This is a genomic window from Pseudarthrobacter sp. MOO13, from assembly GCF_058267655.1.
The window spans coordinates 3,560,376-3,580,935 of record NZ_CM177848.1 but is presented as its reverse complement, the minus strand read 5'-3'; the positions used below and the strand labels follow the sequence as shown (position 1 = coordinate 3,580,935).

At 65.5% G+C, this 20,560-nt stretch carries 22 protein-coding genes and 1 riboswitch; of the genes, 15 read left to right on the top strand and 7 right to left on the bottom strand.

Features of this window, described 5'->3' with window-relative positions; genetic code table 11:
* Window positions 1–27: 27 nt before the first annotated feature.
* The gene (locus AC4EEO_RS16305) at window positions 28–1,467 is read right to left on the bottom strand and encodes a short-chain fatty acid transporter (RefSeq protein ID WP_109045851.1); all 1,440 of its coding nucleotides are present in this window, start codon (window positions 1,465–1,467) and stop codon (window positions 28–30) included.
* Window positions 1,468–1,502: 35 nt separating this feature from the next.
* On the bottom strand, window positions 1,503–2,234 hold the full coding sequence (locus tag AC4EEO_RS16300; protein ID WP_491339288.1) for a CoA transferase subunit A: 732 nt from the start codon (window positions 2,232–2,234) through the stop codon (window positions 1,503–1,505).
* Window positions 2,235–2,403: 169 nt separating this feature from the next.
* Here AC4EEO_RS16300 and AC4EEO_RS16295 point away from each other — a divergent pair, with 169 nt between their 5' ends.
* Window positions 2,404–3,189, top strand: a complete 786-nt coding sequence (locus AC4EEO_RS16295) for an IclR family transcriptional regulator (protein ID WP_491340437.1) — start codon at window positions 2,404–2,406, stop codon at window positions 3,187–3,189.
* Here AC4EEO_RS16295 and nadE read toward each other — a convergent pair.
* Window positions 3,186–4,040, bottom strand: a complete 855-nt coding sequence (gene nadE, locus AC4EEO_RS16290; RefSeq protein WP_491339287.1) for an NAD(+) synthase — start codon at window positions 4,038–4,040, stop codon at window positions 3,186–3,188. The two genes, AC4EEO_RS16295 and nadE, sit on opposite strands and share 4 nt — an antisense overlap.
* Before the next feature lie 75 nt (window positions 4,041–4,115).
* On the opposite strand from nadE, the gene AC4EEO_RS16285 reads away from it, so the two are divergent.
* Together AC4EEO_RS16285 and pyrE are read left to right on the top strand one after the other, a co-directional pair.
* Entirely contained in the window at window positions 4,116–5,393 is a 1,278-nt protein-coding gene (locus AC4EEO_RS16285) for an FAD-dependent oxidoreductase (protein ID WP_491339286.1), read from the top strand.
* A gap of 10 nt (window positions 5,394–5,403) precedes the next feature.
* Window positions 5,404–5,988: an orotate phosphoribosyltransferase gene (gene pyrE / locus AC4EEO_RS16280; RefSeq protein WP_018763120.1), complete on the top strand. Its 585-nt coding sequence runs from the start codon at window positions 5,404–5,406 to the stop codon at window positions 5,986–5,988.
* Here the strand turns inward: pyrE and AC4EEO_RS16275 are convergent.
* Entirely contained in the window at window positions 5,985–6,782 is a 798-nt protein-coding gene (locus tag AC4EEO_RS16275; RefSeq protein ID WP_491339285.1) for a flavin reductase family protein, read from the bottom strand. The genes pyrE and AC4EEO_RS16275 overlap by 4 nt on opposite strands.
* Here AC4EEO_RS16275 and AC4EEO_RS16270 point away from each other — a divergent pair.
* From AC4EEO_RS16270 to AC4EEO_RS16255, 4 genes are all read left to right on the top strand, one after another.
* Window positions 6,766–7,407, top strand: a complete 642-nt coding sequence (locus AC4EEO_RS16270) for a helix-turn-helix domain-containing protein (RefSeq protein WP_491339284.1) — start codon at window positions 6,766–6,768, stop codon at window positions 7,405–7,407. The two genes, AC4EEO_RS16275 and AC4EEO_RS16270, sit on opposite strands and share 17 nt — an antisense overlap.
* 62 nt (window positions 7,408–7,469) lie before the next feature.
* Window positions 7,470–8,216 carry a GAF and ANTAR domain-containing protein gene (locus AC4EEO_RS16265; RefSeq protein WP_018763123.1) on the top strand — a complete coding sequence of 249 codons (747 nt, stop codon included), beginning with the start codon at window positions 7,470–7,472 and terminating at the stop codon, window positions 8,214–8,216.
* An 83-nt stretch (window positions 8,217–8,299) separates the two neighbouring features.
* Window positions 8,300–8,923, top strand: a complete 624-nt coding sequence (locus AC4EEO_RS16260; RefSeq protein ID WP_018763124.1) for a hypothetical protein — start codon at window positions 8,300–8,302, stop codon at window positions 8,921–8,923.
* 70 nt (window positions 8,924–8,993) lie between these two features.
* Window positions 8,994–10,034, top strand: a complete 1,041-nt coding sequence (locus AC4EEO_RS16255; RefSeq protein ID WP_109045856.1) for an alpha/beta fold hydrolase — start codon at window positions 8,994–8,996, stop codon at window positions 10,032–10,034.
* On the opposite strand, the gene AC4EEO_RS16250 is transcribed toward AC4EEO_RS16255, so the two are convergent.
* Window positions 10,031–10,873: an HAD-IIA family hydrolase gene (locus tag AC4EEO_RS16250; RefSeq protein WP_018763126.1), complete on the bottom strand. Its 843-nt coding sequence runs from the start codon at window positions 10,871–10,873 to the stop codon at window positions 10,031–10,033. The two genes, AC4EEO_RS16255 and AC4EEO_RS16250, sit on opposite strands and share 4 nt — an antisense overlap.
* A gap of 58 nt (window positions 10,874–10,931) precedes the next feature.
* On the opposite strand from AC4EEO_RS16250, the gene AC4EEO_RS16245 reads away from it, so the two are divergent.
* The 3 genes from AC4EEO_RS16245 to AC4EEO_RS16235 all read left to right on the top strand — a co-directional run bounded on the left by AC4EEO_RS16245 (window position 10,932) and on the right by AC4EEO_RS16235 (window position 13,150).
* On the top strand, window positions 10,932–11,588 hold the full coding sequence (locus tag AC4EEO_RS16245; RefSeq protein WP_018763127.1) for a TrmH family RNA methyltransferase: 657 nt from the start codon (window positions 10,932–10,934) through the stop codon (window positions 11,586–11,588).
* A gap of 122 nt (window positions 11,589–11,710) precedes the next feature.
* Complete coding sequence (gene fbaA / locus AC4EEO_RS16240) at window positions 11,711–12,730, top strand: class II fructose-bisphosphate aldolase (protein ID WP_491339283.1); 1,020 nt, start codon at window positions 11,711–11,713, stop codon at window positions 12,728–12,730.
* Window positions 12,731–13,150, top strand: a complete 420-nt coding sequence (locus tag AC4EEO_RS16235) for a DUF3151 domain-containing protein (RefSeq protein ID WP_018763129.1) — start codon at window positions 12,731–12,733, stop codon at window positions 13,148–13,150.
* 82 nt (window positions 13,151–13,232) lie between these two features.
* Here the strand turns inward: AC4EEO_RS16235 and AC4EEO_RS16230 are convergent, their stop codons facing one another.
* Complete coding sequence (locus AC4EEO_RS16230; protein WP_018763130.1) at window positions 13,233–13,865, bottom strand: uracil-DNA glycosylase family protein; 633 nt, start codon at window positions 13,863–13,865, stop codon at window positions 13,233–13,235.
* Between the two features lie 211 nt (window positions 13,866–14,076).
* Window positions 14,077–15,285 (bottom strand): cobalamin-independent methionine synthase II family protein, encoded by a 1,209-nt coding sequence (locus AC4EEO_RS16225; protein WP_491339282.1) that lies wholly within the window; start codon window positions 15,283–15,285, stop codon window positions 14,077–14,079.
* A 12-nt stretch (window positions 15,286–15,297) separates the two neighbouring features.
* Window positions 15,298–15,402, bottom strand: a riboswitch (SAM riboswitch).
* A gap of 221 nt (window positions 15,403–15,623) precedes the next feature.
* On the opposite strand from AC4EEO_RS16225, the gene AC4EEO_RS16220 reads away from it, so the two are divergent.
* From AC4EEO_RS16220 to AC4EEO_RS16200, 5 genes are all read left to right on the top strand, one after another.
* The gene (locus AC4EEO_RS16220) at window positions 15,624–16,679 is read left to right on the top strand and encodes a M14 family zinc carboxypeptidase (RefSeq protein WP_491339281.1); all 1,056 of its coding nucleotides are present in this window, start codon (window positions 15,624–15,626) and stop codon (window positions 16,677–16,679) included.
* Between the two features lie 229 nt (window positions 16,680–16,908).
* The gene (locus AC4EEO_RS16215) at window positions 16,909–18,198 is read left to right on the top strand and encodes an adenylosuccinate synthase (RefSeq protein WP_018763137.1); all 1,290 of its coding nucleotides are present in this window, start codon (window positions 16,909–16,911) and stop codon (window positions 18,196–18,198) included.
* A 258-nt stretch (window positions 18,199–18,456) separates the two neighbouring features.
* Window positions 18,457–18,822, top strand: a complete 366-nt coding sequence (locus AC4EEO_RS16210) for a DUF1508 domain-containing protein (RefSeq protein WP_018763138.1) — start codon at window positions 18,457–18,459, stop codon at window positions 18,820–18,822.
* Window positions 18,823–19,093: 271 nt separating this feature from the next.
* Complete coding sequence (locus AC4EEO_RS16205; RefSeq protein WP_026264977.1) at window positions 19,094–19,645, top strand: RNA polymerase sigma factor; 552 nt, start codon at window positions 19,094–19,096, stop codon at window positions 19,643–19,645.
* Window positions 19,642–20,544: a hypothetical protein gene (locus AC4EEO_RS16200; protein WP_491339280.1), complete on the top strand. Its 903-nt coding sequence runs from the start codon at window positions 19,642–19,644 to the stop codon at window positions 20,542–20,544. The genes AC4EEO_RS16205 and AC4EEO_RS16200 overlap by 4 nt, the downstream gene beginning before the upstream one ends.
* The last annotated feature ends 16 nt before the right edge of the window (window positions 20,545–20,560 follow it).

Genomic DNA, 20,560 nt, shown 5'->3' with positions numbered 1-20,560 from the left:
CTTCTCGCAGTATGCGGGTGTCTGTAGTCAGTTGGGTATTACCGGCGGCACGAATTCGAATGTCATTCCCAGCAGCCAGGCCAACAGCAGCACAACCGGCAGGTGGAACAGGAACTGCTGGAACGTGAAGCCCACCAGGTCCCGGGCGCGCAGGCCTAACACGGCCAGCAGCGGCAGCATGAAGAACGGGTTGATGAGGTTGGGCAGGGCCTCGGCCATGTTGTAGATCTGCACGGTCCAGCCAAGGTTCATGTTTACGTCGGTCGCGGATTGCATGACGTAGGGTGCCTCGACCAGCCACTTGCCTCCGCCGGAAGGGACGAACATCCCCAGGAAGGCCGTGTAAAGGGCGATGATGACCGCGAACGCACCGTTGCCGCCGATGCTGGTGAAGAAATGGGCCAGATGCTCGGACACCGAGAGGCCGCCCGCGCCCGTCGCCTTGGTGAGGATGGCCGCCATCGCCGCATAGAGCGGGAACTGGACCAAAATGCCTGCGGTTGCGGGCACGGCCTTGGTCACGGACTGGAGGAATTTGCGCGGGGTTCCGTGCAGCACAAGCCCCAGCATCAGGAAGACCAGCAGGTAGCCGTTCAGTGAACTGACCACGCTCAGGATGGGCAGGGTCAGGAGCTGGGACACCAGCCAGCCGAGGGTGAGCACCCCCGCCAGGATAGGCAGGACCCTGCTGTATTCGAGCCACTCGCCGGGGCGCGACTTCTCGGCCGGCGGTTCGGGCTGGTCATCAAGGTCGACGCCGAGGTCGGCCGCGGTTTTGACGGCGCCGCCCGTGGGGGCGGAGAAGTGGGCAATGACGGTGGTCAGCAGCATCAGGATGACCAGGGTCAGCAGGGACTGCCAGGTGAAGATGGTGGTGCCGAAGTCCAGGACGCCGGTGATCTTCAGGAGCGCCGGCGGAATGGAAGCCTTGGTTGCCTGGAGCTGGGCCGCGGAGGAGGACATCCCCAGCGCCCAGACTGCGCCCAGCCCCATGAACGCCGCCGCGCCGAGGGCCCGGTAGTCGACGTGGAGGTCCCCCCGGCGGGCCACGGCACGCGCCAGGAGGCCGCCGAAGATCAGGCTCAAACCCCAGTTCACGAACGACACCGACATGGACATCACGGCAACAAAGCTGACGGCGGTCCGCGCGGAGCCGGGAACCTGGGCCAGGCGTTCAATCAGCCGGGCCACAGGGGGCGAGGTTGCCACGACGTAACCGGTCAGGACAACCATTGACATCTGGAGGGTGAAAGCGGTCAGGTCCCAGAATCCGTTGCCGAAGGAATCCACCACGGCTTTGGGCGAAGCGCCTGCCGCCAACGCTGCGACGGCGACGAGCAGCACCCCGGCCAAGGCGAAGATGTACGCGTCAGGGAACCATTTCTGTGTCCATCCGGCCAGCCTCTCCGCCATCCGGGCCAGGCCTTTCTGGCGGATATCGAGGTCATCGGGTTGCGTGGTAGTCATAAGGTGGTGCTCTCCTTTGAGTTCCCGGCCACGGCTCAGACGGCCAGCGCTTCGGCGCCGGCAGCCACAGTGCGCTGGCGTACCGTCCGCTGCTCGATGTCCTTTACCCGGGCCGTGGCCTGGACCAACCGCTGGACAAAGACCCCGGGGGTGACGATGTGGTTCGGGTCCAGTTCGCCGGGGGAGACGATGACCTCCGCTTCGGCGATGGTGAGGACCGCTGCGGTGGCCACCACCGGGTTGAAGTTCCGGGCAGTGAAACGGTAGGTGAGGTTGCCGTCCGTGTCCGCGGTGTGCGCGTGGACCAGTGCGACGTCGGCCTTGATGGCGCGCTCCTGGACGAAAGTCTCGCCGTCGAACACCTCGTGCGGCTTGCCCTCGGCCACCAGGGTGCCCACGCCTGTTTTGGTGTAGAACGCCGGAATGCCGGCGCCGGCGGCGCGGAGGCGTTCCGCCAGTGTTCCCTGCGGGGTGAACTCAACCTCGAGTTTCCCTGCGAGGTACTGCTCCGCGAAGAGCTTGTTCTCGCCAACGTAGGAGGCGATGACCTTGCGGACCTGGCCGGCTTCGATCAGGATGCCCAGGCCCTTGCCGTCCACGCCCATGTTGTTCGAGACGACGGTGAGGTCCTTGACGCCGGAGTCGCGCACGGCTTCGATCAGGTCAGCGGGGATGCCGCTGAGGCCAAAGCCGCCCACGGCGAGGGTCATCCCGTTCCGCAGCGCGCCCGCCAGGGCTGCGATGGCAGAAGGCTGGAGTTTTTTCATGACGTCTCCTCGTTGAGAGCAGTGAACGTCCACTTAGTGGACGCAGGATCTGCTTCCGGAGACTACGGGCGGCTCATTGAACCTGTCAAGGCGACAATGCCAAGGAATTACAGTGTGGACGATATGCTCAAACATATCCATATTGTGGACATTAGGAGGATTTGTGACCATGACGCCGGTGCAGGGCGCCCAGGTGGTGACGCGGATTGCCGGGCTGCTGCGGCTGGTAGGTCGAAGCGCGGAGGGCATGCCGCTGGCCGGGCTGGTGCGCGAATCAGGACTCACCCGCCCCACGGTCCACCGACTCCTTTCGTCCCTTGCCGCTGAAGGCTTGCTGGACCACGATCCCACCACCGGCAACTGGGTGCTCGGCCCGGAGGTGCTGCTCATGGGGTCCGTGGCCGCGGCACGCTTTCCGATGGAGGACATTGCCCGCCCCAGCCTTCGACGACTTGCCGAGGCCACGGGGGAGAGCGCCTTCTTTTCGATCCGGCGCGGCGCTGAGACGGTCTGCCTGCTGCGCGAGGAAGGAAGTTTCCCCGTGCGTTCCTTCGTCCTGCACGAGGGCGTGCGGTTCCCGCTGGGTGTTGCGTCGGCCGGCACGGCCATCCTGGCCTTCCTGCCGGAAAGCGAGCAGGAGGAACTGCTGGACCGGTGGACTGACCACGCGGGGGCATTCGCGGCAAACCACACCGCCGCCTTGATCCGGAAAAACCTTGCCCGCACACGGCTGGCCGGCTACTCGGTAAACCCCGGGCTGGTCCTGGAGGGAAGCTGGGGGATGGGTGCGGCGGTGTTCGACCGATCCGGCAAGCCGGCCTGGGCTTTGTCGTTGACCGGCATCGAGCCGCGCTTCAAACCCGAACGGCAGGAGGAACTTGGTGGCCTGCTGATGGCGGAGGCGCACCGGATTACGCAGCAGCTGGGCGGCGCGGACAGGCGGCGTACCCGCTAGAGTCCGGCGCGGGGCTCCTCCGGGCCCTGGTCCTTCCACCAGGTGTCAAAGATGGTCACCGGAACCGTGCGCTTGTGCCGGGTGCGGAGGAACTTCTGTTCGATCGATTCGGCCACTGTTTCCGGAACGTCGCGGCCTTCGAGGTAGTCGTCGATCTGGTCGTAGCTGATGCCGAGTTCGTCTTCGTCACTACGGCCAGGACGGTCATCGAGGAGGTCGGCGGTGGGCACCTTCTCCCAGATGCGGGCCGGCGCTCCCAGTTCGGCCAGCAGGGCCCTGTTCTGCCGCTTGTTGAGGCCGAACAGGGGCAGGATGTCCGCGCCGCCGTCGCCGTACTTGGTGAAGAAGCCGGTCACGGATTCGGCGCCGTGGTCTGTGCCGATCACCAGGTAGTTGAATTCCCCAGCCAGTGCGTACTGTGCGATCATGCGGGTGCGGGCCTTCGTGTTGCCCTTGTGGAAATCGGAAATCTCCGAGCCCACCGTTTTTTCGAACTCGTCCTCGAAACCGTCAACCGCTGCGGAGATGTTGAAGGTCCACTCGGTCTTGGCCTTGATGAAGTCCAGGGCTGCCTGCGCGTCATCCTCATCATGCTGCACGCCGTACGGCAGCCGTACAGCCACGAAGTTCGCTTCCACGCCCTCGGCCTGGAGTTCCTCCACCGCCAGCTGCGCAAGGCGCCCGGCCAAGGAGGAATCCAGCCCGCCGGAAATGCCCAGGACGAAGCCCTTGGTATGCGTTGCCTTCAGGTATTCCTTCAGGAATGTGACGCGCTTGCGCACCTCCCCTGCGGGGTCGATCCGGGGCAGAACGCCCATTTCTTCAATGATCTTGGCCTGGAGTTCGCGCATGTGGTCCAGCCTAGCCAGCGCTGTCAACAACCCTCAACTGTTCCGGACGCGCGGCGCCCGGCGTAGCGTAACTGCATGGAACGGACGGGGTGTGCAGTGGTGGGCGGCGGCCCGGCGGGAATGATGCTCGGACTGTTGCTGGCCAGGGCCGGGGTGGACGTGGTTGTCCTGGAAAAACACGGCGATTTCCTGCGAGATTTCCGCGGCGACACGGTGCATGCTTCCACGATCCGGCTGATGGACGAGCTGGGCCTTGGCCCCGGATTCCGTGCCCTGCCGCAGAGCCGCCTGCAAAATGTGGCATTCCCGGTCCCGGGCGCCGGCCTGGTTACCCTGGCTGACTTCGACTCCTTGAAACCCCCGTACAACTATGTGGCCATGATGCCGCAGTGGGACTTCCTGGATTTCCTTGCATCCGCCGCCAAGGCTGAACCGACATTCACCCTCCTGATGGAATGCGAAGCCACGGGATTGGAGTTCGACGACGGCGGACGCGTCACCGCGGTGCGCTACCGGTCCGCCGGCGATACCGCGGCCGGCGGGGAGCAGGTGCTTCACGCCGACGTGGTGGTGGCGGCTGATGGCCGGCAGTCGGTGCTGCGCCGGGCCGCGGGGTTGTCCCCGAAGGAGTATCCGGTGCCGTTTGATGTGTGGTGGTTCAAACTTCCGCGCCGGACGCCAGGAAGGACTGGGGCGGCCGGGGTGGTCCCGGCCATAGGTGACCGGGAAGCGATGATTGCACTGAACCGCACTGACTATTACCAGATGGGCTACCTCGCCCCGAAGGGCGCGGACGCCAGGATCCGGGCCGAAGGCGTGGAGCGGTTCCGCCGACGGGTGGCCGCACTCCGACCCGACCTGGCGGACACCGTCGGTTCGGTCAGCAGTGTGGAAGACCTGCACTGGCTCGATGTCAGGCTGAACCGCCTGCGCCGGTGGTATGCCGGCGGTTTCCTCTGCATCGGGGATGCCGCGCATGCCATGTCACCCGCCGGGGGCGTAGGAATCAACCTGGCCATCCAGGACGCGGTGGCAGCGGCGAAGCGGCTGGCGCCGGACCTGCGTCGCGGACAGGTGCGCACCGCCACCCTTGCTGCGGTCCAGCGCCGCCGCTGGATGCCCACCGTGGTGGTGCAAACCGTGCAGCGGATCATGCACCGGGCCGTGTTCGTTCCGTTGTTCGCCGGGAAATTTCCGGCAGCCGCTGCAGCCGGAAACACGTCCAGGCTCCGCCAGACGCTGCTGTTCGCTATCAGGCACAACCCCGTCTTGAGGCGGATCCTGCCCCGGGTCATCGCTTTCGGTCCGCTTCCGGAGCACGCGCCAGGCTTTGCCCGCCCGCTCACCCACTAAACTGGAGCCCATGACTTCGCCCACTCACGCTGCGCCTGACGCTGCCGCTGCCCGCGCCCGACTGCTCGAACTGATCAAGGAACTCGCCGTTGTCCGCGGCAAGGTGATCCTTTCCAGCGGGGCCGAGGCCGACTACTACATCGACCTGCGCAGGATCACCCTGCACCACGAAGCCTCCAAGCTGGTGGGCCAGGTGATGTTGGCCCTGGCTGACGACGCCGGGATCGACTTTGAGTGCGCAGGCGGGCTCACCATGGGCGCAGACCCGGTCGGTACCGCGGTGATGCACGCCGCGGTTGACGCAGGCCGGTCCGTTGACGCTTTCGTGGTCCGCAAAGCCCAGAAGTCTTACGGCATGGGCCGCCAGGTGGAGGGCCCGTCCGTCGAAGGTCGGAAGGTGCTGGTCCTGGAGGATACGTCCACCACCGGAGGGTCGGCGCTGACGGCAGTGGAAGGCGTGCGGAAGGCTGGGGGGAACGTAGTGGCCGTTGCCGTCATCGTTGACCGCGACACCGGCGCCAAGGAAAAGATCGAGGCCGAAACGGGTGTTCCCTACCTGTTCGCGTTTGGCAAGGACGAGCTTGGCCTTGCCTAGTACCCGGTAAGGGCGGCGGCAGGGCGCTGCCCTGGACGTCCGGCCGGCTCCGGCAGCCGCTGCTCCGCCCTGGTGTTGGATCCACAGTGGTGGCCCTGCCCGAAATAGTGGCGGAACGTATAGAACAGCGGTTGCCATGCGCCGACGTCCACATGTCGTGCGTCGAGGGCAAGGTCCTCCCTGACGTGGACTTTGCGCACCCGGACGTGCATGGCCTCCATATCCGTGTCCAGGGCCAGACTGTTTTCCAGCGTCGCCTCAATGTGGACGGGGCATTCGGCGATCCGGAGCGGCGAAACTTCCATGCTCGGAAGGCTGGTCCAGCCGGTAAGGGCCCATTTGTCGGGTACGTACCGGTACAGCCGCTTCTTCTGGGGCGGTACCGGGTCCATTCCAGTAGTCATGGCAATCTGCTCTATTTGCCCGGCCAGGCGCGCCTCGGGAAGGTTGAGTACAACTTCGCGGCTCCGCATTAAATTCGCGTGGCCCTGGTTGGCGGTGCCGAGCCCCAGGACGTAGTGGTCCCCCAGGGACCATGCAGAGGATATGGGTGTGATGTTCGTGCTGCCATCGGGGTTCGCGGTGGTCAAAAGGACAACGAGGGAGCCAAAGTAGTGGGCGCCCGGGGTGATGGCGGTGAACATGCCCCAATAGTCGCCCCTCAACAGTTTGGTGCCGGTCAAACCATCTCCGTGGAAGTATTGGAGCATGGCACCGCTCTGGGCAGATGACTTGGCTATGACGGCGCGGGCCATGGCTGAGGAGTCGAGGGCCAGGATGCTGATCTCCCTCATGGACGCGCGGGCATGGACCGCGGCGGAACTGGCGGAGAGCGCCGGCATCACCCGCGGGACCGCCACGGTGCACCTTAACAAACTCACTGACGCGGGGTTGGTCGAGGACGTCCGCCAGGGGCGGCACAGGTATGTGAGGCTGAAGAACCGTAACGTGGCCGACGCGGTGGAGGCGCTGGTCCGGCTGAGCCCGCATGCAGAACCCGTGGTGCCCCGGTCCTTCCGGGCTCAGAAACATAACCATGAACTGCAACAGGGCCGGACCTGTTACCGCCACCTGGCCGGGGCCCTCGGAGTTGCAGTGACCCGGACCTGGCTGGACAAAGGGCTCCTTTCATCCGACTGGACGGTTACTGGCAACGGCCGGGCCTGGGCCCGGGACGTTGGGATGCCGTTACCGGAGAACCCCACCCGTGCGCTGGCACGGCCATGCCTGGACTGGACCGAACGGGTAGACCACGCGGCCGGACTTTTTGCCGAACTGTTCGCAGCAGGCGCGCTGGACCGGGGCTGGTTGATCCGTGGCTCGCACCCGCGCTCCGTCCGACTGACCGCCTTCGGCTCCGAAGAATTGCGTCGGTTCGGACTGGGGTCCGCACTTGGTCAGGGCCAGCGGGTGACCTAATATTTGCCTTATCACCCTTCAGTTGCTTGGAGACCCTACACTTGCCCACCCAAGAACAACCTTTGAGCGCTACCGACAAGGTCCAGAACCTGATTCTGGACAGCGCTGACTTTGAGGACTTCCTCAACGAGCTTGCGCGGTTTTCCGCGCACCAGATGGCAGGCGACGGCGACGACGCCCTGTGCGGAATCACACTGCTCCGTGACCGGAAGGCAGCCACGATCGGCTGGAGCAGTGACTCGGCCCGGGAAGTAGATGAAATCCAGTACTCCCTGTCCCAAGGGCCGTGCCTTACCGCGGCAAAGGACGAACGTGAGGTCTATGTTCCGGACCTTTTCGAGGAGGACAGGTGGGGGCCGGACTACGCCAACGCTGTTGCGTCCCACGGGCTGCGTTCGGTGCTTTCCCTGCCCTTCAACCTGCAGGGCGAGGCCAAGGCTGCCTTGAACCTCTATTCCGACGTCCCGCACAAGTTCGATGGCGGGGCGGCTGCCCGTGCGCGGGACTTCACCAGGGAGATTTCGCAGGCACTGCGCCTCGCGGTCAGGTTCTCACTGCATGCGGACAGCGCCTCAAATCTCCGCGCGACCCTGGAATCGCGGACCATCATCGACATCGCCATTGGCATTGTCATGGCGCAAAACCGCTGCAGCCAGGCGGCCGCCGTCGAAATCCTCACGGAGGCGTCCAGCAACAGCAACACCAAGCTGCGCGACATCGCCAGGTCGCTGGTGGATTCCGTCGGCGGGGCAGGCGCGCACACCCACTACCAGGAGCCGGGAAGCGTCAGGCCGGGCCAGAGCGCCTGAGGGACGGCTTGTGCGGGGCTCCCGCTGGAGGTTACGCTTGCGGAGGTTGAGCCGTCGGCCATAGAACCTCTTTTGGAGTACCTATGGACCGCGCGCTTGACGCACTAGTTGACCTCGATGTCTCAGCTGACATCGTCCGGATTGAAGTCCGGGGAACCCTTCGCCACGACACCCGTGCGGAACTCGTCCACATCATTCGACGCGTCCGGCGGATGGGCCTGCGTTGCCGCATTTGTGTTGATCTTTCGCAGGCTGCCCTCATCGAATCATCGGCGCTCGCCGGGTTGCGCGCCGACCTGAACGCCATGGACACCAACTCCCTGCCGGGCCTTCCCTCCGCCGGGGTGACCCTCCAGCTTGTCACCGCCAGTTACGACCGCAATGCCGACGGCCCGTCGACCACCCAACCGCTCCTCATGGACGACGATGTCACGGAGTTGTTCACCGGCGGCGGTGATTTTGCCGAGGGACTCCCTCAGTTGCCGGTGATTTTCTTCGAAGTACTCTACGGCCGCCCGCTGACGGAGTACTCGGACGAAGAACTGCTCCACGCCAGCGATTCCGTCTTCGCCCTGCTGGATAACCCGCAGGCGTTCGACGGCGCGGACCTGCTGGGCCGCTACAACGACATCGGCCTGGAAATCGCGCGCCGGCAGCAAAAACCCCAGGCTCCGTTCCCCGCCACGGAGGGCCAGGCGGCCAGCTGACCGCCGCGTCGCGGAATGGTTACATACCGGTCCTTGCGGCGTTTACTTCAGGTGTGCTTACGGTAGGGGTGTGCCGTATGAGGGGGAGACAGGTCCGCAACACCGGCGCGGGGTCCCCCAGGCCCGGCTGCTGGCGGAGGCGGCTGCCCTTAAGCGCTTTTCCCGCCGGACGTTCCTCGCCGGTGCCGGGGCCTCCGGGTTGCTCGCTGCGGACATGCTGCTGACCCGTGAAGTGCAATCGCAGCGCCAAACCACAAAGATCCTGCCCGTTGCGGATGATTTCGCCGATGCCTACTACCCGGACGCCTGCTGGTTCCTCTTCCCCGGGTACAAAACCAGCTGGGAAGAGGCCCAGTGGATCCTCAACACCCTCCGCGGCTCGCTGAACAAGCGCGCCCGGCTCGCCGCCGTCGGGTATTCCAACCTGGGCCTGGATGTCACTGACGTGGTCCGCGCGATCTCCGAGTACGTCGCGGTGGAGAAAATCACCAAACTGTTCTTCTACGGGCACAGCTTCGGCGGCATGCTGGCCACCCAGGTGGCCGCCCGGCTCCTTGCCGTGGCAGGCATACAGGTGCAGTTCATCCTGCTGGACTCGAGCCCCTACAGTGCGCATGACGTCCTGGACCAGAGCTGGTTCGACGGCGTGGTGTTCCTGTACGAGCGCGGCTTCAGGTTCCCGTCCACCCTCCGCGGCGGCTACGAACTGGGAGAGCGGATCATCCACAAGGACGAACGGAGCTGGCGCCAGATCCTGGACCAGACGCTCGAACAACTTTCGCCGATCGCCCCCTCCAGCGTGCTCATCCAGACCGAGTCGGCGTACATCTACCACTTCGAGGGCAGCCAGTTCGCGGGCCAGCTTGGAACGGCCAAGATGGCCTATGTCGGCAACCCGAAGGACCAGACCGTCGACTACGAAACGGCCTCGGAGACCTGGGCCGTGGCGTTCAAGGACAACATGGTCTCCAGCGGCCTGCAAACCATCGGGGCCGCGCCGGCCCACGCCAGCCCCGGCTGGAACCCGCAAATCTACCGGCCCCTCCTGACGGAGCTGCTGGATGAATACTTCCCCTTGCCCCGGGGCGGCTCCCGGGTGAGTATCTTCTAGATCTGGTTCTTCAGGTCCGCCACGGAGTTCAGCACCTGGTTGGGCCGGAACGGGTAGGCCGCAATATCGTCCTTGTGCGTGATGCCGCTGAGCACCAGCACCGTGTGCAGGCCCGCCTCCATGCCGGCGATGATGTCCGTGTCCATCCGGTCACCGATCATGGCGGTGGTTTCGGAGTGCGCGTCGATCTGGTTCATGGCAGAACGGAACATCATGGGGTTCGGCTTGCCCACAATGTACGGCTCGCGGCCGGTGGCCTTGGTGATCAGGGCGGCAATGGCGCCGGTAGCGGGCATGGGGCCGTCCTTGGACGGGCCGGTGGCATCCGGGTTGGTGGCGATGAACCGCGCCCCGCCCAGGATCAGCCGGATGGCCATGGTGATGGCCTCGAAGGAGTACGTCCGCGTCTCGCCGAGCACTACGAAGTCCGGATCCTGGTCGGTGAGGATGAAGCCCGCCTCGTGCAGCGCCGTCGTCAGACCCGCCTCGCCGATGGTGTAGGCGCGATTTCCGGATTCCGAGCCGCGCACCTGGTCCTTCAGGAACTGGGCCGTGGCCAGCGCCGAGGTCCAGATATTTTCCTCCGGGATCTCCAAACCGGAGGAGCGCAGGCGGGCAGCGAGGTCGCGCGGGGTGAAGATCGAATTGTTGGTCAGCACCAGGAACCGCTTGGATGTATCCACCCAGCGCTGGATCAACTCGGCAGCGCCCGGAATAGGCTGGTTCTCGTGGACCAGGACGCCGTCCATGTCCGTCAGCCAGCATTCAATTTCCTGGCCGCTGCGGTAAACCGCGGGGTTTCCTGCTGCCTGGACTTCTTCTGCCACGTCTACCTCCACCGGTGATGAATGCTCCAGTGGTCCAGTCTAGTGTTGAAGGGTGAATCAAACGCCCGGGATGACCGACGAACCCAACCACGAGCCCGGGGACGCCGAACCCGCCAAGGCCGAGGTCGGCGTCGGGCCCTGGGAAGGCGAATGGCCGGAAGGCGACCACTGGGACCCTGACCTCCTGGCGGACGGGGACCGGCGCAACGTGCTGGACAAGTACCGCTACTGGAAACACGAGGCGATTGTTGCGGAGCTGGACTCGCGGCGGCACAACTTCCACGTGGCCATCGAAAACTGGCAGCACGACCTCAATATCGGCACGGTGGTGCGCACCGCCAACGCCTTCCTGGCCAAAGAGGTCCACATCATCGGCCGACGGCGGTGGAACCGGCGCGGTGCCATGGTCACCGACCGCTACCAGCACGTACGCCACCACCCCACCGTGGCGGATTTCGTCCAGTGGGCGAACGGGGAGGGGCTCGCCATCATCGGGATCGACATCTTCCCGGACTCCGTCCCGCTGGAGACCTACGAGCTGCCCCGGGACTGCGTGCTGGTGTTCGGACAGGAAGGCCCGGGCCTGACGCCGGAGGTCCACGAGGCAGCCGTCGCCACCCTGTCCATTGAGCAGTTTGGCTCCACCCGGTCCATTAACGCCGCCTCCGCAGCCGCCATCGCCATGCACGCCTGGGTCCGCAGGCACGTCTTCGGCCAGCAGGTCTGAGTATTACCAACCCGTGACCCGAAACACCCGGCCTGCCCGGGAATGGCTAGGATGGTGCCTAGCCGTAAGCGGTCTACTTGAGGGTCATCCACCCACAGACGAAACTCAGCAGAGGAGCCAGCATGCCCATTGCAACCCCAGAGATCTACGCCGAGATGATCGACCGCGCGAAGGCGGGCGGATTCGCCTTCCCCGCCGTCAACGTCACGTCCTCGCAGACGCTGAACGCGGCACTGCGAGGCTTCGCGGAGGCGGAGTCCGACGGCATCGTGCAGGTCTCCACCGGCGGCGCCGCCTACTGGTCCGGCGCGTCCACCAAGGACATGGTTGCCGGCTCCCTGGGTTTCGCAGCTTTCGCCCGCGAAGTTGCCAAGAACTACAACGTCAACATCGCCCTGCACACGGACCACTGCCCCAAGGACAAGCTGGACGGCTTTGTCCTGCCGCTGCTTGAGGCTTCCGAGGCCGAGGTCAAGGCCGGCCGCAATCCGCTCTTCAACTCCCACATGTGGGACGGCTCCGCCGAAACCCTGCAGGAAAACCTGCGCATTGCCCGCGACCTGCTCCAGCGCACGGCTGCCGCCAAGATGATCCTCGAGGTGGAGATCGGCACGGTCGGCGGCGAGGAAGACGGCGTCGAAAACGCCATCAATGACAAGCTTTACACCACGGTCGAGGACGCCCTGGCCACCATCGACGCCCTGGGCGCCGGCGAAAACGGCCGCTACATCACCGCACTGACCTTCGGCAACGTCCACGGCGTGTACAAGCCCGGCGGCGTAAAGCTGCGCCCGGAGATCCTCAAGGACATCCAGGCCCAGGTGGGCGCGAAGATCGGCAAGGACAGCCCGTTCGACCTCGTGTTCCACGGCGGCTCCGGATCCTCGGACCAGGAAATCGCCGACGCCGTCTCCTACGGCGTGATCAAGATGAACATCGACACCGACACCCAGTACGCCTACACCCGCCCGGTGGCCGACCACATGTTCAAGAACTACGACGGCGTCCTGAAGGTTGATGGCGAAGTGGGCAACAAGAAGACCTACGACCCCCGCGTCTGGGGCGCTTCCGCCGAAGCCGGCCTGGCGGCCCGCGTGGTGGAAGCCACCAAGCAGCTCGGTTCGGCCGGAAAGACGTTCTAGATGTCGGATGAGTTCCGCAAGAACCTGATGGGACCTGAGCCCACGCTCCTGCCTGCCGAGACCGAGGTCAATGCGCAGCTGGAAGCCGGGCACGAGGCCCTGGACCTGGTGGAAAAGCACCCCACGTCCTCACTGTTGTGGGCGATCCTGGCTGAGGAAGCGTGGACCGAGGGCCGGACCATCGACTCCTACGCGTACGCCCGAGTGGGCTACCACCGCGGACTGGACGCGCTGCGCCGCAACGGCTGGCGCGGCGTCGGGCCCATCCCGTGGGAGCACGAGCCGAACCGCGGGTTCCTCCGTGCGCTTTACTCGCTGGGCAGGGCTTCGTCGGCTATTGGGGAAGCGGACGAGCCGGAGCGGATCGAGAAGTTCCTGAACGACTCCGATCCCGCGGCGAAGGCAGCCATCGAGGGCTAGATACGACTAATTACGACGACGGCAGGTCACCTTCCCAGCGAAGGTGACCTGCCGTCGTCGGTGGTTGAGCCGCGTCGAAACCCTAGGCCTGGTGGGCGATGCCGGTGCGTGCCATGGCATCGGCGTACGCCGTGTGCATGTCCGCGAGAAACTCCTCCTGGCGGGCCGGTGAACCGGCGAAGGCGCGGCCACTCAGGGAGCGGACCTTGTAGGTCTTGAGGCCGCGGCGCCACAGCAGCGGGACTTCGGTCTTCAGCAGCAGGTTGGCCAGGCGGTTTGCCTCCGTGCCGTGCGCCACGATCACGGAAGCGCGGGGGACCAGGGCGAGGAACTTCAGCAGCGGTTTCAAACCTGCCTGCACCTGGTCCGGGGTGAATTTTCCGTTGGCCTCGCCCGGGACGTGCCACGGGTGGACGTTCCAGGGCATCACGAATTCCGGGCGCAGGCCCAGCTTCCACTGGATGCCCAGCATGCGGGTCGCGGCGTCCTGGTCACCGGCAGTGATGAAACCGGACTGGTCCATCTCGCCAATATTGGAGTACAGGCTGATGATGCGGCATTCCTCAACATCGTGCATGGGGTCCACGTAGGGCACCACGGTTCCGGGCTTCGCTTCCTGCAGGGAATCGCACAGCTCGTTGACAGCGGCAACGCTGGGCTCGTAACGGCGGCTCATGAGCTGTTCGTGGAATGTTTCGGGGGCCAGTGCGGTCATGAAGGGCTGGTTCTCCTGCGGGGATTGATGTTGCGTCCACCGCCGAAAATGGGCGCACGGTGGCGCAGCTCATCAACGGTGGTTAGTTGGGGTGGGCCGATTCCGGGTCGGCCTTTGCCAGTTTACCAAGCCCGGAGAAACGAAACGCCGGTCCAGCGCACCTCATTCATGGCGCAGTGGACCGGCGGTCATTCCCGGAAGGGGCGGATAACTACCAGAGGCGCCCGGTGGCGCGGCGGGCGCCCTCGCCAAGAGCCTCCAGCTTGGCGAATGCGATCTGCGGATGCACCCGGCCGCCCAGGCCGCAGTCGGTGGACGCGATGACGTTCTCGCGTCCCACCAGCTTGGCGAAGCGGACAATCCGGTCCGCCACCAGGTCCGGGTGCTCCACCACATTGGTGGCGTGGGAGACGACGCCGGGGATGATGACTTTGCCCTCAGGAAGGGTGGTGTCCTCCCAGACACGCCATTCGTGCTCGTGGCGGACATTGGCCGCCTCGAAGGAGTACGCGCCCGCGTTGACCTGCAGCACTGAGCCGATGATGTCGGCGAATGGGATGTCCGTAGTGTGCGGACCATGCCAGGAGCCCCAGCAAACGTGCAGCCGGACCTGTTCCTGCGGAAGGTCCCGCAAGGCCCAGTTGGTGGCCTCGACGCGCAGCTGGATGAACTTCAGGTAGTCCTCCAGGGACGGCTCCGGGTTGATCTGGTCCCAGCTCTCGGCCAGGGACGGATCGTCGAGCTGGACCGTCAGGCCGGCGTCGATGATGGCTTTGTATTCCTCGCGCATCGCATCGGCGCAGGCGTAGACGAGCTCCTCATCGTTCTTGTAGTACTCATTGGCGACGCGGGCGCAGGAACCGGGGGAGAGGGACGCCACGAATCCTTCGCTGAGGCCTGCCGCGGCGAGCCCGGTCTTCAGGTTCTTGATGTCCGAGGCCACCAGGTCATGGCCGGTATATGTCAGGGGCCCGGCGATCTTGGGTTGGGACACGCTCTTCCGGTGCGCCAAGATCCCGGAGGAGGGATCGCTGTACGCCTCATTGAACGCCTGCCGGTCCCGCCGGTCGGGGAAGGACGTCAGGACAACGTTTCCGGGGGACGACCGCCGGACTTCGGCTTCAGCCCACCGGTCCACGGTGGTCGGCTCCAGGCCGCCGAGCCGGGCGAAGGAGTAGTTCCACCAGGCCCCGTAGTCCACGGAGTTGGACATCGTATGCCCGTACTCGCCGTCGTTGGGGATATCGATGCCCAGGTCCTTCTGGCGCTGGACCACGCCCACAACGGAGTCTTCCAGGAGCTCCAGGAACGCCGGGGTGATCCCGTCGGATTCCTTTGCGGTGTTGGCTGCGATGAGTTCATCGGTGCGAGGCAGGGACCCGGCGTGGGTGGCGCGAATATGGTCGGTGTTGAGGGGCATGCTGGAATCTTCCTTCCATCGGTCCTGGCAGTAGCACCTTCGGCCGGCAGCTTTCCTGCCGGACCGTGGTTGCTGCGGCGTCATTGAGCCAGGTCTCTCAGCCGCTCCGGATGGTCCACTATTACCTAAATCCATGAACCGCCCGTGGGCAAATGCGGTTCAGAATACGGCGGATCAGTGTTGGGCGGTGGCGCTCCCCGGCAAGAGCCCAACCCGTTCCCAGGTTTTGTCCAGTCTATTGACAGCTTTCGTCAAGCTTGGTTGGCTGTCTGTCACGGGCCGTGATGGGGAACATGGCGGCTGAACGCACCCGATGCACTCGAAAGAGGTAACGCACTGTGACGAAATCTTTGAGGACCCTTGCCGTATCCGGCGCGCTGGCGCTGGCCGTCTTCGCCGGGTCCGCCCCGATGGCCCACGCAGTTGGCGAAGGCCCCAACTACGGCGGCAACGGCCAGATCACCACAAGCAAGCTGGCTACGTACAGTCAGATGGTCTCCTTCCTTAAGGACCAGGACGCCAAGCAACCGGCCATGGAGCTGGAAGTGATCGGCCAGACGGTCAAGGGCCGCGATATCCACCTGGTCAAATACATCTCTGACCCGGCCAAACCCACCATCCTCTACCTGACCCAGCAGCATGGCAACGAACAGCTCACCACCGAGGGCGCCATGGAGTTCATCAAGCACTTGGGCACCGGCAAGTCGTCCGGCATCCTGGACGGCGTCAATATCCTGATCGTGCCCATGCTCAATGCCGATGGCGCCATGGGGGACGTGAATTTTTCCTTGGACGACTACCTCGCCAAAGGCGACCGCCACCTGACGCGTTACAACGCGGAGGGCGTGGACCTGAACCGGGACCACGTGGCCAAGGTCCAGCCGGAGACCCAGGCCCTGCACAGCAACGTGATGCGCAAGTACCGCGTCGATTACATGATCGACCTGCACCACCAGGGCACCCGCGCTGAACGCGACGGCAAGCTGGTGTCCGGGTCAATCCTGTACCCCACCACCCCGAACGCCGATCCCGCCGTCGTCGAGAAATCCAAGCGGCTCGGCGCCGTGGTCTTCAACAACGTGGACTCCACCGGCTGGGGCCACCTGGGCAAGTACCAGGGCGGCAGTGCGGAGACCATCAGCCGCAACGGCATCTCCGTGGAATACGGAATTGCCACCCTGCTTTTCGAGATGCGCGGCATGTCCGACCATTACCTGGACGGCTACGCGCTGGGGCAGCGGAGCAACGGCTACCTGATCAAGCAGACGGTCACCACCCTGACCTCCACCGCCGCGGCGATCGCGGACGGTTCCATTGCCGACGCCGACACCTCCTTCTGGGACACTCTCGCCGAACAGACGTCCCGGCCGGCCGGGGAAGCCGAGGACGAGTAAGGGACCAGGCCCGCCGCAGTCCCTTGCGGGGCCGCGGCGGGCCCATCGAGTGGACAAAGTGCCTGATCCGCTAAACTTGGGTGGTAAGAGCCCCGGAACTCTTGCATCGCTGAGCCGCCCCGCGGTCCGGCGACGGCCGGTCTGTTCGGGGCATTCTCATGAACGGCGCTGCGCAGGTCCGCTCCCCGCGGCCGGACCCGGGCAGCCCGAACGAATGGGGGAGGATCCCATGCCAGCAATTGTGATCGTAGGAGCCCAGTGGGGCGACGAAGGAAAAGGCAAGGCCACCGACCTTCTGGGCGGCCGTGTTGACTACGTCGTCAAGCCCAACGGCGGGAACAACGCCGGGCACACCGTCGTCGTAGGCGGTGAAAAGTACGAACTCAAACTGCTGCCCGCAGGCATTCTCAGCCCCAACGCGGTGCCCATCATCGGCAATGGCTGCGTGGTGAACCTCGAAGCCCTTTTCCAGGAGATCGACGGACTCCAGGCCCGCGGCGCCGATACCTCGCGGCTCCGCGTGTCCGCCAACGCCCACCTGGTGGCCCCCTACCACCAGGTGCTGGACAAGGTGACCGAACGTTTCCTCGGCAGCCGCGCCATCGGAACCACCGGCCGCGGCATTGGCCCCGCCTACATGGACAAGGTGGCCAGGCTGGGCATCCGTGTCCAGGACGTCTTCGACGAATCCATCCTCCGCCAGAAGGTGGAAGGCTCGCTGCGCCAGAAGAACGAGCTCCTGGTCAAGGTCTACAACCGCCGCAGCGTTGTGGTGGACGAGATCGTTGATTACTTCCTGTCCTTTGCCGACCGCCTCCGCCCGCTGGTCATCGACAGCACCCTGGTCCTTAACACCGCCCTGGACGAGGGCAAGGTGGTCCTGATGGAGGGCGGCCAGGCCACGTTCCTCGACGTCGACCACGGCACCTACCCATTCGTGACCTCCTCAAACCCCACCGCCGGCGGCGCGTCCGTGGGCTCGGGCATCGGCCCTACCCGGATCTCCCGCTCGATCGGCATCATCAAGGCCTACACCACCCGCGTTGGGGCCGGACCGTTCCCCACCGAGCTCTTTGACGAGATGGGGATGTACCTGCAGAAGACCGGCGGTGAGTTCGGCGTCAATACCGGCCGCCCGCGCCGCTGCGGCTGGTACGACGCCGTCCTGGCCCGCCACGCCTCCCGCGTGAACGGCTTCACGGACTACTTCGTCACCAAGCTGGACGTGCTCACCGGCATCGAGCAGATCCCTGTGTGCGTGGCCTACGACGTGGACGGCGTCCGCCACGATGAGATGCCCATGACGCAGACCGAGTTCCACCACGCCAAGCCCATCTTCGAATACTTCGAGGGCTGGACCGAGGACATCACCGGCGCCCGCACCCTCGCGGACCTCCCGGAAAACGCCAGGAACTACGTGCTGGCGCTGGAGAAGCTGTCCGGCACCCGGTTCTCCGCTATTGGCGTTGGCCCGGACCGGGACCAGACCATCGTGGTGAACGACCTCATCAACGACTGACACGTCCCTCCGGAACACGGTAGACGACGGCGGCGGGCCACCCATTGCGGGTGGGCCGCCGCCGGCGTTTGGGGGCGTGGGCAGTAATTTACACAGGCTTAACGCAGTTGGTCTTGTACCCCTGCAGCCGCGGCGGCCAGACTCGTTAACACCATTTGAACTGATCAGCGGACGGTCCCACTATGCGTTTGGCGGTGCAGGGATGCACCCAGCGAAGAGCCGTCGCCGGTCGAAAACACCAGACCGGAAGGACATGCCGTGGCAGGAAACATTGAAGTCTTTCTTGATCCGGAGCTGCTCTACAGGTTCCGGCTGCTGGGGCCCGATGGGTCGGTCATGGCCGTCTCGCAAGGATTCGAGGACAAGGCGGCGGTAGCTGCCGGTATCGCGGCCGTTCGTGAATGTGCGGGGACGGGCCTGGTCACCGATCTCAGCCCCGCCGGGGCAGTCTCCCGTCCCGCCGCTGTACCCGCTGCCGCCGGCGTCGCAGCTCCTGGCGACCTGCCCGTCGTCGTACCGGCGTGTGATGACCGGCGGCTGCCGGTGAGGCTGCACGCCTATGCATTGGCGAAAACAACGCGCAGGCAGGCCGCGCCGCGTTGGGCCAGCGCAGCTACCCGTTGAGGACGGGATGAATAAAATCAAAAAAACTTTCACAAGGGCGTAACCCTTCGGGGGTCCGCAGCGATTACCCCTGTGAAGTGCCGGTCTGGAACCTGTCCCCCATCACGTTCCAGGCCGGCTCTTTTGATCTCTTGGCAAGGCCGCACGCGGACGGAGTTCCGTGGCGCTCACCGGTCGGGAAGGTTACTGAAGGGTAAAGTAGGACCAGCGTTCCGGATTCCCGTGAGACGCTTCCCTTGCCGACGCCCTTTTGATTGAAAGCTCCACGTCAGTGACCGATGCACAGACAGATGCGGCCCCGGACCACGCCGTCCCCGGGCCTGCTGCCTTCAGCCTCGTCTACAAAACGTACGCATCACAAGTCCTGGGCTATCTTGCCGCCCGGGGAGTCGACGATCCGGAGGCGGCCATGCAGGAAGTGTTCCTTTCCGTCCTGCCCCGCCTCGACACCGTGCGGGGAGGCGAAGCGGGGCTGCGGACCTTCATCTTCAGCGTTGCCCATGCCCGGATGGTGGACGATCGCCGGCGCCAAAGCCGTCACCCGGTAAAGCTGCCGTTCGAGCCCCAGCTCGACCAGCGCGAAGACACCTCCGCCGAAAAGGAAGCCCTGCGCAACATCTCGCCCGGCGAAGTCCTGGAACTTTTGTCCGGGCTGCCGCAAGACCAGCGCGAAGCGCTCTCGCTTCGCCTCGTGGCCGGCCTGACCGTGGAACAGGCGGCGGAGGCCATGGACAAGAGCCCCGGGTCCGTGAAGCAGCTCCAGCGCCGTGCGCTGCTGAAACTCCGGGAGCTGGCGTCAGTGAAGGAGTACCTCGCGCCATGACACAACCATCAGGCAACCTCGTGTCCCTTGTCGACGACATGCTCCGGGACGCCGGCTGCGGCGATGACCCGGAACTTCGCGACGTCCTGCTTTCGCTCGGTTCGCTGGCTTCGCTGCCCGCTCCGGCACCCAGTGCGGAGCTTGCCGCCTTGCTGGCACCAGCCGCCGGCACGCCGGTGGTGGGAGGCGCCTTGGAAGACCCTCCTGCCGGGGAGCAGCCCGCCGATGACCTCGCGCGCCGTCGGCGGCGCCGCCGCCCGACCGCCCTGGGCCTGGTCCTGGTGGCCGCAATGGGATTGGGGGTTGGCGGGGTTGCCGCCAGCTCCTCCGCACCCGGAAGTGAAACATTGCAGCACGTGCTGGCTGACTGGACTCCACCGTGGGGCGCGCCGTCCACCACCAATGCTTCGGCCGCAGGAGGCGGCTACCGGTCCCCGGTCCCCGCCGCCGATGGGGAAGTCCCGGGCACGGTTTCGTCACCTTCACCCGCCGCGGCCGCACCCGGCAGAAGCCACGCGACCCGCCTTTTGGAGGACGCTGCCGGAGCGACGGGCCGTGGGGCCGTGCGAAGCTGCGGCGGAGCTTCCACGCACGACGACGGCGGCAGGCCGGTAGCCTGCGTGCCGGCCCGGCTGGGGGCTGCTTTTCCCGCCGCGCCGGGAGGCGGGACGGACGGGAACGGCCGCGGCCGGGACGACGGCGGCGCACCACCGGCGGCAGGCGCCACGCCTCCGGGGACGCCGGCAGCAGGCAAGCCGGACGCGCCCGCGGCGAAGGCTCCGGCAGTGGGCCAGGACGGCCCCGGTGCAGCCACGCCCAAGTCGGCTGATGCGCCGGGACCAGTGGGCCAGTCGCCGGGCCAGGGCAGCGGCAGGAAGGCTGAATCCCCGGCGAAGTAGTCAGCGGGCGCAGCCG